The organism is Phyllobacterium sp. UNC302MFCol5.2 (assembly GCF_000686005.1).
GTDB classification, from domain to species: Bacteria; Pseudomonadota; Alphaproteobacteria; order Rhizobiales; family Rhizobiaceae; genus Phyllobacterium; species Phyllobacterium pellucidum.
Map to the genome: position 1 here is coordinate 348,511 of NZ_JMLL01000010.1, position 15,259 is coordinate 363,769.

A 15,259-nucleotide genomic window follows, 5' to 3' on the forward strand; every position below is an offset into this window, starting at 1 on the left:
GCAAACGGCGGGCGCACCGAAGCCCCCGCCGACAACTGTATCGCAGGTATTAAAGCAGGCCGTCGATGATCGCCGACATTTCGTCAACCGAAAGGGCTCCCGAGTATTTCGAGCCATTGATAAAGAAAGTCGGAGTTGCATTTACTCCGAATTCATTGGCTCCGCGCTCACGCGCAGCATTCACATCATCCAGAAGTTTTTGGTTCGTCAAGCAAGCCTTGAACGACTCCTGTGTAAAACCGGCCAATTTGGAGATTTGCAGCAAAGGTTCTTCTGCATTTGCTGCGCCCGCCCATTGTTCCTGCTGTGCGAAGAGGACTTCGACCATCGGATAATAGCGATCTTCCGGCGCGCACCGTGCAAGCATGAAGGCGGCTGCAGCACGCGGATCGAACGGGAATTCGCGAAGGATGAGCTTCGCCTTGCCGGTGTCGATGTATTTTTCCTTGATCGTCGGCAGGGTCGTCGTGGCGAAATGCGCGCAGTGCGGGCAGGTCATCGACGCATATTCGACGATGGTGACAGGCGCCTCGGCCTTGCCCATGACGATGTCCTTCAAGGTGCCTGGCGCCATGAGCTTGGCTTCGTCGATCTTGCCCGCCGGTTCCGGGGCTTTCACCGGCGCCGTCCCATCCGCAGGTTTTGCTGCTTCCTGGGCCCATGCGTGGCCGGATGCAAGAGCAATGGCGGCCGTCGAGGCGGCGGCGAGCGCCAGTACGTTTCTGCGGGTGAAGAATTCAGTCATAAGTTCACCTGTCTCCGGTGTTTGATCTGTCTACTGACTCGTTAGAGCCCATGGCAGTTTCTTAGAGCAATTCTTGCTTAGATAGAAGCAGTTCTGTTTCTCGGATGGCGAGCCGATCCACGCGGAAGGTGGCGAGGCCGATGTTTATCCATCGGACGAAGCCGCCTGACAAAGTGGGTGGCCGCCAGCCGGAAACCCGAAGGGCCTGGTGAATTTGCTCCAAATCCTTCGGGCTTCGGCGTCGTCCGATGGATAAACATCGGCCTCGCCAAACCCCTCGACCTTGAAACCAAATTCCCTCCGGCAGAACGGTTCTATCTAAACAAGAATTGCTCTAACGCAGAGACAGCGATCTGTCTTTGAATTTTTCGTGAAGGATCAAGGTCCGTTGGTGGCAGCTCAGCGCCCCTTACGCTCCGCATGGATGCTGTTTCCAAGCCGCTCGAGTGCCTCGCGCAATCCGTCATGCTCGATAGGCTCGACGGCATGGCTGATCTTGCGTGAGGTCTCTGCGTCGACGGGCGGCAAGGAACGCTTTTTCACGACGGGCAGCGCGACCGGCTTTTGCTCGATCTTGATGCGCCCGACCGCAGCAAAGCCCAGGAAGGCATTGACACGGCTAATGATTTCCCCGGTCTCATGCTGAACGCGCATCGCGGTGAATCCCTGGCAAGCAATGACCAAGGTGGCCGGTTGAAACGGATCATCCTCGCGGGCGCGCCGGGGCCAGATGAGTTTCAGCGGGCGGGATAATCCGCCAAGACTCGAGCCGACGACTTCGTCCCACGCCTGGACGAGTTCGATCGTGATCCCGGCCCGTTTGCGCAACACAGGATCGAGGATGCCCGCGGCGGGATCGGCCAAGGGCCGGAATCCTTTCCGCTGTTGGCTATCGTTCATCGGATCGTCGCCATCATGTCAGCGGCCATTGTAGCCGCGGAACCACTCTACGAACAAAGGTATGCCTTCTTCCAACGAAGTCGAGGGAGAAAACCCGAGATCGCGTGCGGCAAGGTCGATATCGGCATAGGTGCGCGGCACATCGGCGGCCGGCATAGGCGCAAATTCCTTGGTCGCTTCGCGGCCGCATGCCTTTTCGATAATCTCGATAAAGCGCATCAGGGCGACGGGCTTGTTGTTGCCGAGATTATAGACCGGGGCCGTTGCTTCCGGATTGGTCAGGATGCGGTTCATTGCGCCAAGGACGCCATTGACGATATCGTCGATGAAGGTGAAATCCCGTTCCATCTTGCCGTGATTGTAGACCTTTATCGGCTCCCCTTTGAGGATCGCATCCGTAAACAACCAAGGCGCCATGTCAGGGCGGCCGTAAGGGCCATAAACGGTGAAGAAACGCAGTCCGGTGGACGCAATCTTGTGCACATGCCGGTAGGAATGGGCCAGGAGTTCGCCGGAACGTTTCGTCGCCGCATAGACGGAAACCGGATTATCGACAGGATCGCTCTCGGAAAACGGCACTTTGCTGTTGGTCCCGTAAACCGAAGACGAACTCGCATAGACGATGGGCGGGCGCTTTTTCATCCGCAATGCCTGTTCGAAGACCGTGACCTGACCATGGACGTTCGCGTCGACATAGGCAGCGGGATTTTCGACCGAATAGCGCACCCCCGCCTGGGCGGCCAGGTGAATGATGACATCGGCATCGGTATCCTCGTCGATCGCAGCGGCGAGTTCGCCGGCATTGGCAATGTTGGCGCGCACGAAGCGGATGCCGGCATGACCATCAAGAGCCGAAAGCCGCGTTTCCTTGAGCGCTACCGGATAGTAGTCATTGACATTGTCGATCGCGACAATCTGGACGCCTTCGGTTGCGAGCCTTCTTGCAACGTGAAAGCCGATAAAGCCGGCGGCTCCTGTGACAATGGCCTTCATCGTTCTCCCGTTACCCTTTGCGACGTGCCCAAGTTCATGCCCTTGCACTCAGCGCCGCAACGTCCGCCTCGGCGTGTTGGGCAACCTGGGGGATCGAAAGAAATGGTGCATTGCCCGGCATCCAGCAGATCAAGATGGTCAGATAGATAAAGACGGCGTCCGTGGCATCGTGTCCGAACATGATCCCCAACATGCCGGTTATGATGTAGCTCGACAGCAAGAGCAACGCGATTGCCGTCGCAAGGTCGCGGCCCTGCCCCGGCTCCTTCTGGCGCGCGCCGATTATAGGGGTAGCAAGGAGCGCCATGACACCGAGGACGCCGAGAATGCCGCCGTCAACCGCAGCGTTCAAAAGTCCGTTGTGAACATGGGTAAAGGTCATCTGCTTTTCAGGCGGCAGATTCAACACCGCGTTGACCGAGGACATTCTGTTCTGCGGACCCTCGCCGAGAAGCGGCGACTGCAGGAATACCTGCGCGCCGGCCGACCAGAGCATAAGACGCGCCTTCAGCGAGTTGATGTTCTCCTGCGGCTGGTCAAGGTGAGTGATATCACTCTCGAGCGCATGGTAGCGCTCGGTTACCTTGATCGACGCGACGGAAATGACCGCCACGATCAGGACGGTTCCCACGACCTTCGCCGCATTGGTCAGCGACGGCAACGACTGGCCGCGCAAATACCAATAGAGGATCGCAAAGTGCACCGGCATGACCAGCCAGGCCGATCTTGTCCCCGAAAGAAAAGCGCAGGCCATTCCGCAGGCAAATCCCAGGATCGCAATCACACGCTCAGTCTTGCTATTTGAGTGGGCGTTGAGTAGCGCGATACTGCCGAAGAGCACAGCAAACAGGCCAAAGACCGCAGCATTGCCGGCGCCGGCTTCAGCGCGCGTAGCAAAGAAAGCTATCTGGACGAGGCTGTAGGCGAGTGCTCCGATCATGCCGATGCCCGCGCCGGTGATCAGGAAGGGTACGAGGCGGCCGGAAACGCCGGCATGAAGCCGCGGAAGTACCGCCCAAACGGCGAGGAACGGGATCATTTTCAGAATGTAGGTGAGGCCGGCTTTCGCATTGGGATGGAGGACGACCGAGACGACCGTAACGACGATATAGAAAGTGACGCACCAGGCGACGCGTTTTTCAGTCGGTGTCAGTTTGAAGGGGAAGCGCTTGAACGCCAGCGAGATAACTGCCCATATGAAGGCAAGGACGAGCGTAACTGACGTCCCACTTGCCAAAAGGCCCGGGAAAAGCGCGAAGAGAAATGTGAAAATGCGATTATTGCGATCGATTCCAATAAAATGTCCCCTGGCGGGGAACATCAAGGGCTTGGTCAACTGATCTGGAAACATTCATGATTCCGAATATTTTTGTTCTTGTACTCGCAGCGGTTCTGTATGAACCGTTGGCCCCGTGTAGCGCAGTTTGAGATTGATGCAACCAATAACCGCCAACCTGCTCGATTGGTATGATTCTCACCACCGGATTCTACCATGGCGCATTTCGCCGCGCGAGCAGAAGGCCGGGAAAGCTGTGGATCCCTACCGCATCTGGCTGTCCGAGATCATGTTGCAGCAGACGACGGTCGAGGCCGTGAAGCCCTATTTCAACGCCTTTGTCGAAAAGTGGCCGACCGTGAAGGACCTTGGCGCTGCCAGTCAGGATGCAGTCCTGCGCGCTTGGGCGGGGCTTGGCTACTATTCGCGGGCGCGCAATCTGAAGAAGTGCGCCGATGCCGTGTGCGCCGATCACGGCGGATCGTTCCCTTCTGATATCAACGGGTTGAAGTCATTGCCGGGGATCGGCGACTATACAGCCGCGGCGATTGCGTCGATCGCGTTCAACAGGCCTGTCGCGGTCGTCGATGGCAATGTGGAGCGTGTTATCAGCCGCCTTTACGCAATCGACACCCCTCTTCCCGCCGCCAAGTCTGAAATCCGCGCCCGCATGCAGGCGCTCACCCCTGACGAACGTCCCGGCGATTTCGCGCAGGCCATGATGGATCTCGGTGCGACAATTTGCACGCCGAAGCGGCCGGCCTGTTTTGTCTGCCCCGTGAAAGAGGGCTGCGAAGCGCTGCAAACGAGCGATCCGGAACTTTATCCCGTCAAGGCGGCCAAGAAGGAAAGGCCGATCCGCCTTGGGGCGGCGTTTGTTGCCGTCTCTGCGAACAACGAAGTTTTGCTGCGCAGCCGCACCGAAACCGGTTTGCTTGGCGGGATGGCCGAGGTGCCCACCACAGCCTGGACAGCGCGGCAGGACGGCGCGACGGATATCGCCAGCGCGCCATTTGCGGCCGACTGGATTGCTGCCGGCAACATCACGCACATTTTCACGCATTTCGAGTTGCGGCTTGCCGTCTTCAAGGCAGGCAATATCCCTGCAATGCAAAACCTTGACGGTTGGTGGGTAAAAATCGAAAAACTTTCAGCCGAGGCGTTGCCTACGATCATGAAAAAAGTCATTGCAGCAGCCATCCCCCACGCTTTTGCAAAAAGAGGTAAGGACGTATGACACCCGTCAAGCATATCGTTTTCGACATTGGCCAGGTTCTCATCCACTACGAGCCCGATGCCGCTTTTCGGGAACTCATTCCGGACGCCGCCGAGCGGAAATGGTTCTTTGACAATATCTGCACGCATGAATGGAACATCGAACAGGACCGTGGCCGCAAATGGGCCGATGCCGAGGCGCTGCTGATTGCGGACTTTCCCGACCGGGAAGATCATATCCGCTCCTTTCGCAAGAACTGGCACATGATGATCACTCATTCGATCGATGGCAGCGTCACGATCCTGCGCCAGCTCATCGCCGACGGTCATGACGTCACCATGTTGACCAATTTCGCGTCTGACACGTTACGCGAGGCCTGGGAACGCTTTCCCTTCTTGACCGAGAGCCGCGGCGTAACCGTTTCAGGCGATATCGGGCTGATCAAGCCGGACAAGGCCATCTACGATCACCATGTCGCGGCCTTCAACCTTGATCCAGCTGCAACACTGTTCATCGACGACAGCGCCAGGAACGTCGCGGGGGCACAGGAGGCTGGCTGGCAGTCCGTGCAATTCACCGGTCCAGAGGCGCTGAAGGTAGATCTCAATAATCTCGGCATTCGCGTCTGACCGCCAAAGACGAAACGCTCAGGCAGAAGCCTGAGCGTTTCGGATCAGAACGGCACTGGAGGTCCGCGTCCGATCGGAACGTCAGCCTCCGGCTGTCGTCATGCCGCTTCGCACCTGCTTGCGTAACTCGTCGATCGGCTTGAGAACGCCTGCATCTTCATAGTGCCAGAAAGTCCAGCCGTTGCAGGCATCGAGGCCTTGCGCCTTTGCGCCCATCCGGTGGATGGAGCCCGCATCGCCACCTGCCGTGACCGTGCCGTCGGCCCTGATGATGGCCGCGTGACGGCGCCGCGCATCGCTGAGGATGGCGCCGGGTTTCAACAGGCCGGACTCGACGATACTGCCAAAGGCGACGCGCGGCTCGGCGCGCTTGCCGGTCATGACCGTGAGTTCAGCCCCAGCCAGCGGCTCCACGGCAGCGATGCGAGCCGTCGCAGCATCGATATATTTCTGCTCGCGCTCGATGCCGACGAAATGTCGCCCGAGGCGCTTTGCCACCGCGCCCGTGGTTCCCGAACCGAAGAAGGGATCGAGAATGACGTCGCCGGGTTTTGACGATGCCATGAGAATGCGGGCAAGCAGGGCTTCTGGCTTCTGCGTTGGGTGGATCTTGTCGCCATTCTCATCTTTCAGACGCTCCGCACCGGTGCAAATGGGAAAGAGCCAGTCCGACCGCATCTGCAGGTCGTCATTGGCAGCCTTCATCGCCTCATAGTTAAATGTGTAGCCCTTGGACTTCTGGTCGCGCGATGCCCAGATCATGGTCTCATGCGCATTCTGGAAGCGGCGGCCGCGAAAGTTCGGCATGGGATTGTTCTTGCGCCAGATGATGTCGTTGAGCATCCAGAATCCCAGATCCTGCATCATCGAGCCGACGCGGAAAATATTGTGATAGGACCCGATGACCCAGATCGTGCCGTTGGGCTTGAGAACGCGTCGGCACGCCAGCAGCCAGGCACGGGTGAAGGCATCATAGGCCTGAAAGCTTTCGAACTGGTCCCAGTGGTCATCGACCGCATCGACCTTCGACTGGTCGGGCCGATGCAGGTCACCATCGAGCTGCAAATTGTAGGGCGGGTCGGCGAAGATGATATCGACGGAATGATCCGGCAGCCGATTGAGGGCGGCCACGCAGTCACCCTTTAAAATTGTATCGAGCCAGGAGGATTGCGGCGCTGCCTGGGGCAGTTCATTCACGAGACGAACAACGGACATGGGGTACTCGACTACTGGGGACGCATTACAGAGCCTCATGGTTACCGGACGCGGTAAATTTCGCGTTAAGAGCCGGCGTTATGCGGGAAACTGTTCGTGGTGCACAGCGCCCCAACCTTTCGGGGCGGGATGGCGGGGGTAAGTTCAGCGCCGCCCTCATCGCCACAGCCCCGCTTTTCTTTGACGCCCGGCCAATTAGCGTGTAGTCGATGCCGGTAAATCCCCTAAGCGACCGAAATGCTGCACGATGGCAGCGCTATTTTCACGAACAGGTATGATTTAATGGAACCACAGCTCATTATTTTCGACTGCGATGGCGTGCTCGTCGATTCCGAATTCCTTGCCGCACAGGTCGAGTCCAAGCTCCTGACCGATGCAGGCTATCCGATCGAACCCGAAGACATTGCCGAGCGCTTTGCCGGCCTGACCTGGACCGACATCCTGCTTCAGGTCGAGAAGGAAGCAGGAATTCCAATTTCCGCGCAGTTGATCGAAGAATCCGCCAAGCAGATGGATTATAAGCTGCGCAACGAGCTCAACGTCATCGATGGCGTCGAGCAGGTCGTTGCCGCGCTGAAATATCCGAAATGCATCGCCTCGAACTCTATCAGTTCCTCGCTCAAGATGATGCTGGAGCAGAGCACGCTCTACGATCTGTTTGCCCCGCACATCTTTTCGGCGCGTGAGGTCGGATCGCAGAAGCCGAAGCCGGCGCCGGATGTCTATCTCTTTGCGGCGCGGCATTTCAACGTAGATCCAGCGCGGGCGATCGTCATCGAAGACTCGACACATGGGGTTCACGCGGCCCGGGCAGCGGGCATGCGGGTTATCGGCTTTACCGGCGGCGCCCACACCTATCCGGGTCATGCAGACAAATTGACGGATGCCGGTGCTGAAACAGTCATCAGCCGCCACCGCGATCTGCCGGCCGTGATCGAAGCCATGTCGGTGTGGTCGGAAGCCGTTTGATCCAGCCTCAGTCAAAAAGAAGACGGCCGGTATTTCCACCGGCCGTCTTTGTTGACGATCTAGTTCTTTTTCTTTGTTTTTGCCTTGGCGCTATCGTCCGGACCTTCGTCGAAGCCGACAAACACCTGAACGTTGCGGCTCGCCGGCTTGGGGAAGCTCACGTTCGGATCGTTGAAGATGAACTGGGTGGCCGCGCCACTGTCGTTGACCGCAACCGCCTGCCTGCTCAGCTTGGAGTAGACAACATCGGAGCCCTGGATGACGGCAACACGGATTGGCACCGTTACCGTACCGGGCGTGAACTTCGCCCCGGGAACGATCTTGCCCGAAACGGCGACAGTCATGGTCATCGTCGTGTCGTCCGAATTGCAAGAGCGGGTTTCGTCCGACATGGATGCCTGATAAATCAGGTTCGCCGGGTTCTTGTCGGTGGTCTTCCCGTAATTGTTGATGACCGAGGTTCCCTCGCGGATCGTGACGGGCGGGCAGAAGGCGCGCAGTTGCGAGGCGGTGAGGCGCTTGTCGGCCTCGGCGGTGGCCTGGGCCTTGGGGGAGTTCGTGTCCACGGTCCCGCCGCTCGTCGAACAGGCCGCAAGACCCGCAGCAAAGACCAATGCACAAATTGGGGCGCAAAGTTGATAGAAGGGCAGAGTTTTTTGTGTTTCTGACTTCATGAACTGAACTTTCCTCGTAGAACGAACCTTGACGAACGAACGTGTTCTATATCAACGGTTCGATGAGAATGCGACGGGGCTGCGCAAGCTTTTTGCCAGGGCTGCGCGTGCATCCAAAGGCAAGGGATATTTGAGATGAAATACGTTAGTACACGCGGCGAAGCGCCGGTTTTAGGATTTTCCGATGCCCTTCTCGCCGGCCTTGCGCGCGATGGAGGGCTCTATCTGCCCCAGGAATTTCCACAATTTTCTTCAGACGAGATCCGTTCGCTGCGGGGCAAGACCTACGCCGAGATCGCGATCCACGTGCTGACGCCATTCATTGCCGGCGATATCCACCAGGCCGATTTCGAGGCGATGGTACACGAAGCCTACGCCACCTTCCGCCATGAGGCGGTCTGCCCCTTGGTCCAGACCGGACATAATGAATTCGTGCTAGAGCTTTTCCATGGTCCGACGCTCGCATTCAAGGATGTGGCGATGCAGCTTCTGGCGCGGCTGATGGACTACAGTCTTGCCAGGCGGGGCGAGCGGGCGACCATCGTCGGCGCAACGTCCGGCGACACGGGCGGCGCGGCTATCGAGGCCTTTGCCAACCGCGACCGGACCGACATGTTCATTCTGTTTCCGCACAACCGCGTCTCGCCAGTGCAGCAACGACAAATGACGACGTCGGCAGCGTCCAATGTTCATGCGCTCGCCATCGATGGCAATTTCGACGATTGCCAATCGCTCGTTAAAGGCATGTTCAACGATCTCAACTTCCGCGACGCGCTCTCGCTCTCTGGTGTCAATTCGATCAACTGGGCGCGGATCATGCCGCAGATCGTCTATTACTTCACGTCGGCGCTCAGCCTCGGCGCTCCCGACCGGCCAATTTCGTTCACTGTGCCAACCGGCAATTTCGGTGATATTTTCGCAGGTTACGTTGCAAAGCGCATGGGCCTTCCGATCGAGCGCCTCGCCATTGCCACCAACGACAACGATATACTTGCCCGGACGCTGGAGACCGGCAATTACGAAACGCGTGGCGTGGTACATACGACCTCGCCATCGATGGACATCCAGGTTTCCTCGAACTTCGAACGCTTGCTCTTTGAAGCGCACGGCCGTGACGCGGCCTCGGTGCGGCGCCTCATGGACGGCCTCAAGCAATCCGGAAGCTTCTCGATCGCCGAAAAGGCACTCGGCTTCATCCGCTCCGAATTCGGTGCCGGCCGCTCCAGCAAGGCGGAGACAACCGGGATTATCGCGAGCGTACTGAAGCAGTCCGGCTATCTGCTCGATCCGCATTCGGCCATCGGCCTGAAGGTAGCACGCGAAGTTCTGCGATCGACGGCGCCAAGCGTTGTCCTTGCCACGGCTCATCCGGCCAAGTTCCCGGATGCCGTGAAGGAGGCAAGCGGCGTCCATCCAGACCTGCCGCTCTGGCTGGGTGATCTCATGCAACGAAAAGAACAGTACACGGTACTTCCCAACGACCTTAAAAATGTGGAAGAGTATGTGAGCCGGCATTCAAGAGCGGCAAAGTAAGGAGCATTGCATGGGCGTTGAAATCAGTCGCCTCTCCAACGGTTTGACGATTGCGACAGAGACAATGCCGCATGTGGAGAGCGTAGCCCTTGGCATTTGGGTCAAGGCAGGGTCACGGAACGAGGCAAGCAACCAGCACGGTATAGCCCATCTTCTCGAACACATGGCCTTCAAGGGAACCGAGAACCGCTCCGCCTGGAAGATCGCCGCCGATATCGAGGATGTGGGCGGTGAAATCAACGCCGCGACCAGCGTCGAGACCACTTCGTATTATTCTCGCGTCCTGCGCGATGACATGCCGCTCGCGATCGACATTCTCGCCGACATCATGACGAGTTCGAAATTCGACGCCGAGGAACTCGAGCGCGAAAAGAACGTCGTCATGCAGGAGATCGGTGCTGCGCACGATACGCCCGACGATGTGGTTTTCGATCGCTTCACCGAAGCGGCCTTTCAGAACCAGACCATCGGACGTACCATCCTTGGCACGCCGGAGACCGTCCAATCCTTCTCGTCGGCCGACCTTCGCCGCTATATGGACGAGCAATACAGCGCCGAGCGCATGGTCGTCGTCGCCACCGGCGGCGTCAAGCACGACGAATTCGTCCGAGAGGTCGAAAAGCGCCTCGGTTCGTTCCGGCCGAAATCGACGGCCCCGGAACCCGAAATCTCCCACTATGTCGGCGGCGATTTCCGCGAACAGCGCGAATTGATGGACGCCCAGGTGGTGATCGGTTTTGAGGGCCGCGCCTATCATGTGCGCGATTTCTATGCCTCGCAGCTTTTGGCGATGATCCTCGGTGGCGGCATGTCTTCGCGCCTCTTCCAGGAAGTGCGGGAAAAGCGGGGCCTGTGCTACTCGGTCTATGCGTTCCATTGGGGGTTCTCCGAGACCGGCGTTTTCGGGGTCCATGCTGCAACCGGGCGCAATCATTTGAAAAAGCTCGTACCCGTGATCATAGACGAGCTGCACGCTGCTGCCCGCAATATCAGCCAGGAGGAATTGAACCGGGCACGGGCGCAATATCGGGCGAGCCTGCTGATGTCGCATGAAAGCGCAGCAAGCCGCGCCGGACAGATCGCACGCCAGATGCTTCTCTACGGCAATCCGATATCGACCGACGAACTGGTCGAGCGTCTCTCGAAGATCACTGTTGAACGTTTGACCGACCTTGCCGGACGCCTGTTCCTCGACACGACGCCTACAGTCGCTGCGGTCGGCCCGATCGGTTCCCTGATGAAGTTCGCCGATATCCGTCATGGACTGACTGCCCCAGCGTCGAGCCCGAGAAAGATAGCGGTCTGACGGCGATCCGGAGCGGCAATGATCGCCCTGCCCTTTCTCAAAAGCGTGGCCCCGCCCTTGCAGGGCAAGCGCATTTACCTGCGTCCGCCGACGCTTTCCGACTATCGCGCTTGGGCATCGCTGCGCGCCGAAAGCCGCGAATTTCTCGCGCCATGGGAGCCGCTGTGGGCGGTCGATGATCTGGAGCGCGGCGCATTCCGCCATCGCATTCGCCATTATGACGACGAGGCGGCGGCAGGCACGGCCCATCCGTTCTTTCTCTTCCGCAATACCGACCAGCGCTTGCTCGGCGGCATCACACTTGGCAACATCCGCCGCGGTGTCGGCCAGAATGGCATGATCGGCTACTGGATCGGCGCACCCTTCGCCGGACAGGGGTTCATGCACGAAGCATTGAGCCTGCTCATCCCCTATGCTTTCACCAAGGTGAGGTTGCACCGCCTGGAAGCTGCCTGTATTCCAAGCAATGAAAGATCGATCCGCCTTCTCGAAAAAGCCGGATTTCAGAGAGAAGGACTGCTCCGTTCTTACCTAAAGATAAACGGAATGTGGCAAGATCATCTTCTCTTCGCGCTGATTGAGGATGATGCAAGGGCTGGCAAATGAAAAAGTATCGGTGGCTTTGTTGGGACGACAGATGCTGAAAGGCTTATCGCGGGCTCTGGTCCTCATATTCATGCTGCTCGCGGCCCATACCGCCGCCAATGCCTTCGAAACAATCAAGATCACCAAGGAAAGCACGGCGCTCGACCTGTCGAAGGCCGTCGAGGTCTATCGGAACCAGGGCGAGACGTTCCAGATTTCAACGGCACCCGGTACGGACGGCATCGTTCGGCGTATCGAGGTGCAGGCAAACGACAAGCGTTCGACCGGCGACTGGGCGGCCTTTTCGCTCGCCAATCCGACCGACGAACAGATCGACCGGCTGATCGTCGCGCCGCATTTCCGTCTTGTCGGATCGCGCTTCATCTGGCCCGACCTCGGTTCGACACGCATCACGTCGATTACCCCCAGCGAAGGCTTCGCCCTCGACCGGCAGGCAAGCGACGACGCGGATATTTTCCTGATCACGCTCAACCCGGGTTCGGTTATCACCCTTGTCGCGGAGCTTGCTTCTCCCAACCTGCCACAGGTTTATGTGTGGGAGCCGAATGCCTATAAGGATACGGTCAATTCCTATACGCTCTACCGCGGCATTCTGCTTGGTATTGCCGGCTTGCTCGCGCTGTTCCTGACGATCCTTTTCGTCGTCAAGGGTACCTCGCTGTTCCCGGCGACGGCAGCCCTCGCCTGGGCGGTTCTTGCCTATATCTGCGTCGATTTCGGCTTCTGGAGCAAGCTCATCGAAATCGCGCCGGGCAACGAACAAATGTGGCGGGCGGGCACCGAAGTAGCGCTGGCCGCGACGCTCGTGATCTTCCTTTTCACCTATCTCAACCTCAATCGCTGGCACGATAATTTCAGTTATGGCGCGCTGACCTGGATTCTCGGTCTCGGCATCGTCTCCGGCGTCGCGATCTTCGACCCGCCGATTGCAGCCGGCATCGCCCGCTTTTCCTTCGCGCTGACCATCATAGCCGGCACGATCCTGATCGGATTCTTCTCGTTCAGGAGCTATGACCGGGCGATCATGCTCATCCCGACGTGGATCCTGCTCCTGGTCTGGCTGATGGGCAGCTGGTTTACCGTTGCCGGCATTCTTGCCAACGACATCATCCAGCCCGCCCTCGCAGGCGGCCTTGTCCTCATCGTTCTCCTGATCGGCTTTACGGTCATGCAGCACGCTTTTTCCGGAGGCGCGTTGCAGCAGGGGCTCTTCTCAGACGTCGAGCGGCAGGCGCTCGCCATCATCGGTTCGGGCGACATCGTCTGGGATTGGGACGTGCCGCGTGACCGCGTTGTCACGACGCCCGACCTCACCAATTTTCTCGGAGCGTCGGCAAGTTCCTTGCACGGGGCCGTGCGCAACTGGCTGCCGATGCTGCATTCCGACGACCGCGACCGTTTCCGGACAACGCTCGACGTCATTCTTGAGAACCGTCGCGGCCGCATCTCCCAGACCTTCCGCCTGCGAGCCAATGACGGCCACTATTATTGGTACTCCTTGAAGGCGCGCCCGGTCATCGGTTCGGATGGTGAGATCGTACGCTGCGTCGGCACCCTGATTGACGTTACCGAACAGAAGAAGGCGGAGGAGCGGCTGCTCCACGATGCTGTCCACGATAATCTGACCGGCCTTCCCAACCGCGAACTTTTCCTGGATCGCCTCGGCTCGGTGATCACCATGGCGCAAACGGAAAGCAAAATTCGCCCGACTGTGTTCATCATCGACATCGACCGCTTCAAGCAGGTCAATGACGGCCTCGGCCTCTCCGCCGGCGACACCTTCCTTCTGACCATATCGCGCCGCCTGCACCGCCTGCTGCGCCCGCAGGATACGTTGAGCCGTCTCTCGGCAGACCAGTTCGGCCTGATCCTCGTATCGGAAAGCGAGCCCGCCAAGATTGCCGCCTTCGCCGATGCGGTGAAGCAGGCGATCCGCGCGCCCATCGCCTTTGCCAAGCGCGAGATTGTTCTTACCGCATCGCTCGGCCTGATCACATGGACGAGCGGCAGCGCCGCCTCGCCGGAGGATCTGGTAAAGGACGCCGAGCTGGCGATGTACCAGGCGAAACGCTTTGGCGGCGACCGCATCGAGCCCTTCCGTCCGGCCTTCCGCGCGGTCGGAAGCGATCGCCTTCAGCTTGAATCGGACCTGCGGCGCGCGCTGGAACGCCGTGAAATCCATATGGCCTATCAGCCGATCGTGCGCCTCGATGACAACAGCATAGCCGGCTTTGAAGCGCTCATGCGCTGGGATCATCCGCGCCGCGGATCGATCCCGCCTTCAGAGTTCATTCCCGTCGCCGAAAGTTCCGGCCTCATCGTCCAGCTCGGCCTCTTTGCGATGCAAAAAGCCGCCGAAGATCTCGTCAATTGGCGCCGTACCCTCGGAGCGACACCGCTCTTCGTCTCGGTCAACATTTCGAGCAGCCAGTTGATCCGCCAGGATCTCATCGATGATGTCCGCTCGGTCCTGCTGCAGACGCAGATCGAGCCGAGCAGCCTGAAGCTCGAACTGACAGAATCTCTGATGATGGAAAATCCGGAGCGCTCCGGCTATGTGCTTTCCAGCATCAAGGCAATGGGCGTCGGCGTCTCGCTCGATGATTTCGGCACCGGCTATTCTTCGCTTTCCTATCTCACGTCATTCCCGTTCGATATGATCAAGATCGACCGTTCGTTCCTCAAGGCCGATCAGCCGCAAAAGGTGACGTTGCTGCGCTCGATGATCAGCATGGCGCATGACCTCGGTCTTGCCGTCGTGTCGGAAGGTATCGAAAATGAAAGCGATGCGCTGCAATTGCGCCAGATGGGCTGCGAATATGCGCAGAGCTTCATGTTCAGCCCGCCTTTGACGCTCGACGTCGCCACCAAGCTTCTGCGCGAACAGTTCCAGCAGTCGAAGGCTGCGTCGTAAGACTAAAAGCGGGCTTGGAATTGGCGAAGAGACTGCTATTATTCGTAACTGGAGCGTGGGGCGAGCTTTCGCCCGCCCCACCTTTACCTTAGGTAATCAATCGAACCCGGATGCAGACTTGCCAGCCCGTCCGGGTTCTTTTGGTTTCAAAGGTAATAGTCAGTGGCAAAAACCACATGCCTATTCTCCGAGTTTGAGAGCAAGGCCGTTGCCACGGTCGGGAGGCCCATTGTCCCGATGCACCAGCTGGCTTGATGCTGCTACTTGGCTCTCGCTTTCATTG

General features: G+C 58.7%; 13 protein-coding genes. 7 read left to right on the forward strand and 6 right to left on the reverse strand.

Going from position 1 to position 15,259, the window contains the following annotated elements:
* Positions 1-49: 49 nt before the first annotated feature.
* From BR48_RS0103590 to BR48_RS23705, 4 genes are all read right to left on the reverse strand, one after another.
* Complete coding sequence (locus tag BR48_RS0103590; RefSeq protein ID WP_027230052.1) at positions 50-745, reverse strand: DsbA family protein; 696 nt, start codon at positions 743-745, stop codon at positions 50-52.
* A gap of 399 nt (positions 746-1,144) precedes the next feature.
* Complete coding sequence (locus BR48_RS0103595) at positions 1,145-1,645, reverse strand: DciA family protein (RefSeq protein WP_027230053.1); 501 nt, start codon at positions 1,643-1,645, stop codon at positions 1,145-1,147.
* An 18-nt stretch (positions 1,646-1,663) separates the two neighbouring features.
* On the reverse strand, positions 1,664-2,638 hold the full coding sequence (locus BR48_RS0103600; protein WP_027230054.1) for an SDR family NAD(P)-dependent oxidoreductase: 975 nt from the start codon (positions 2,636-2,638) through the stop codon (positions 1,664-1,666).
* A gap of 34 nt (positions 2,639-2,672) precedes the next feature.
* Positions 2,673-3,989, reverse strand: coding sequence for an O-antigen ligase family protein (locus BR48_RS23705; RefSeq protein ID WP_051614513.1), 1,317 nt, complete (start codon positions 3,987-3,989; stop codon positions 2,673-2,675).
* A gap of 82 nt (positions 3,990-4,071) precedes the next feature.
* On the opposite strand from BR48_RS23705, the gene mutY reads away from it, so the two are divergent.
* Both mutY and BR48_RS0103615 read left to right on the forward strand, forming a co-directional pair.
* Positions 4,072-5,151, forward strand: a complete 1,080-nt coding sequence (gene mutY, locus BR48_RS0103610; RefSeq protein ID WP_027230055.1) for an A/G-specific adenine glycosylase — start codon at positions 4,072-4,074, stop codon at positions 5,149-5,151.
* Positions 5,148-5,759: an HAD family phosphatase gene (locus BR48_RS0103615; protein WP_027230056.1), complete on the forward strand. Its 612-nt coding sequence runs from the start codon at positions 5,148-5,150 to the stop codon at positions 5,757-5,759. Before mutY ends, BR48_RS0103615 begins: the two co-directional genes overlap by 4 nt.
* A gap of 81 nt (positions 5,760-5,840) precedes the next feature.
* On the opposite strand, the gene BR48_RS0103620 is transcribed toward BR48_RS0103615, so the two are convergent.
* Positions 5,841-6,974, reverse strand: coding sequence for a site-specific DNA-methyltransferase (locus BR48_RS0103620; RefSeq protein WP_027230057.1), 1,134 nt, complete (start codon positions 6,972-6,974; stop codon positions 5,841-5,843).
* Between the two features lie 282 nt (positions 6,975-7,256).
* Between BR48_RS0103620 and BR48_RS0103625 the strand changes: the two genes are divergently transcribed.
* Complete coding sequence (locus tag BR48_RS0103625) at positions 7,257-7,943, forward strand: HAD family phosphatase (protein WP_027230058.1); 687 nt, start codon at positions 7,257-7,259, stop codon at positions 7,941-7,943.
* A 59-nt stretch (positions 7,944-8,002) separates the two neighbouring features.
* Here the strand turns inward: BR48_RS0103625 and BR48_RS0103630 are convergent, their stop codons facing one another.
* Complete coding sequence (locus BR48_RS0103630) at positions 8,003-8,617, reverse strand: hypothetical protein (protein ID WP_091949968.1); 615 nt, start codon at positions 8,615-8,617, stop codon at positions 8,003-8,005.
* 135 nt (positions 8,618-8,752) lie between these two features.
* On the opposite strand from BR48_RS0103630, the gene thrC reads away from it, so the two are divergent.
* From thrC to BR48_RS0103650, 4 genes are all read left to right on the forward strand, one after another.
* The gene (gene thrC, locus BR48_RS0103635; RefSeq protein WP_027230060.1) at positions 8,753-10,150 is read left to right on the forward strand and encodes a threonine synthase; all 1,398 of its coding nucleotides are present in this window, start codon (positions 8,753-8,755) and stop codon (positions 10,148-10,150) included.
* A gap of 10 nt (positions 10,151-10,160) precedes the next feature.
* A complete protein-coding gene (locus BR48_RS0103640) occupies positions 10,161-11,456 on the forward strand; it encodes a pitrilysin family protein (RefSeq protein WP_027230061.1) in 1,296 nt (431 codons plus the stop codon).
* Between the two features lie 18 nt (positions 11,457-11,474).
* Positions 11,475-12,062, forward strand: coding sequence for a GNAT family protein (locus BR48_RS0103645; RefSeq protein ID WP_027230062.1), 588 nt, complete (start codon positions 11,475-11,477; stop codon positions 12,060-12,062).
* A gap of 70 nt (positions 12,063-12,132) precedes the next feature.
* The gene (locus tag BR48_RS0103650; protein WP_245273376.1) at positions 12,133-14,976 is read left to right on the forward strand and encodes an EAL domain-containing protein; all 2,844 of its coding nucleotides are present in this window, start codon (positions 12,133-12,135) and stop codon (positions 14,974-14,976) included.
* The last annotated feature ends 283 nt before the right edge of the window (positions 14,977-15,259 follow it).

What these genes read in the sequence shown, in the direction of transcription:
- BR48_RS0103620 (WP_027230057.1), bottom strand. Translation starts at nt 6,974, where the DNA reads ATGTCCGTTGTTCGTCTCGTGAATGAACTGCCCCAGGCAGCGCCGCAA.
- BR48_RS0103640 (WP_027230061.1), top strand. Translation starts at nt 10,161, where the DNA reads ATGGGCGTTGAAATCAGTCGCCTCTCCAACGGTTTGACGATTGCGACA.
- BR48_RS23705 (WP_051614513.1), bottom strand. Translation starts at nt 3,989, where the DNA reads ATGTTTCCAGATCAGTTGACCAAGCCCTTGATGTTCCCCGCCAGGGGA.
- BR48_RS0103615 (WP_027230056.1), top strand. Translation starts at nt 5,148, where the DNA reads ATGACACCCGTCAAGCATATCGTTTTCGACATTGGCCAGGTTCTCATC.
- BR48_RS0103600 (WP_027230054.1), bottom strand. Translation starts at nt 2,638, where the DNA reads ATGAAGGCCATTGTCACAGGAGCCGCCGGCTTTATCGGCTTTCACGTT.
- BR48_RS0103590 (WP_027230052.1), bottom strand. Translation starts at nt 745, where the DNA reads ATGACTGAATTCTTCACCCGCAGAAACGTACTGGCGCTCGCCGCCGCC.
- BR48_RS0103625 (WP_027230058.1), top strand. Translation starts at nt 7,257, where the DNA reads ATGGAACCACAGCTCATTATTTTCGACTGCGATGGCGTGCTCGTCGAT.
- thrC (WP_027230060.1), top strand. Translation starts at nt 8,753, where the DNA reads ATGAAATACGTTAGTACACGCGGCGAAGCGCCGGTTTTAGGATTTTCC.
- mutY (WP_027230055.1), top strand. Translation starts at nt 4,072, where the DNA reads ATGCAACCAATAACCGCCAACCTGCTCGATTGGTATGATTCTCACCAC.
- BR48_RS0103595 (WP_027230053.1), bottom strand. Translation starts at nt 1,645, where the DNA reads ATGAACGATAGCCAACAGCGGAAAGGATTCCGGCCCTTGGCCGATCCC.
- BR48_RS0103650 (WP_245273376.1), top strand. Translation starts at nt 12,133, where the DNA reads ATGCTGCTCGCGGCCCATACCGCCGCCAATGCCTTCGAAACAATCAAG.
- BR48_RS0103630 (WP_091949968.1), bottom strand. Translation starts at nt 8,617, where the DNA reads ATGAAGTCAGAAACACAAAAAACTCTGCCCTTCTATCAACTTTGCGCC.
- BR48_RS0103645 (WP_027230062.1), top strand. Translation starts at nt 11,475, where the DNA reads ATGATCGCCCTGCCCTTTCTCAAAAGCGTGGCCCCGCCCTTGCAGGGC.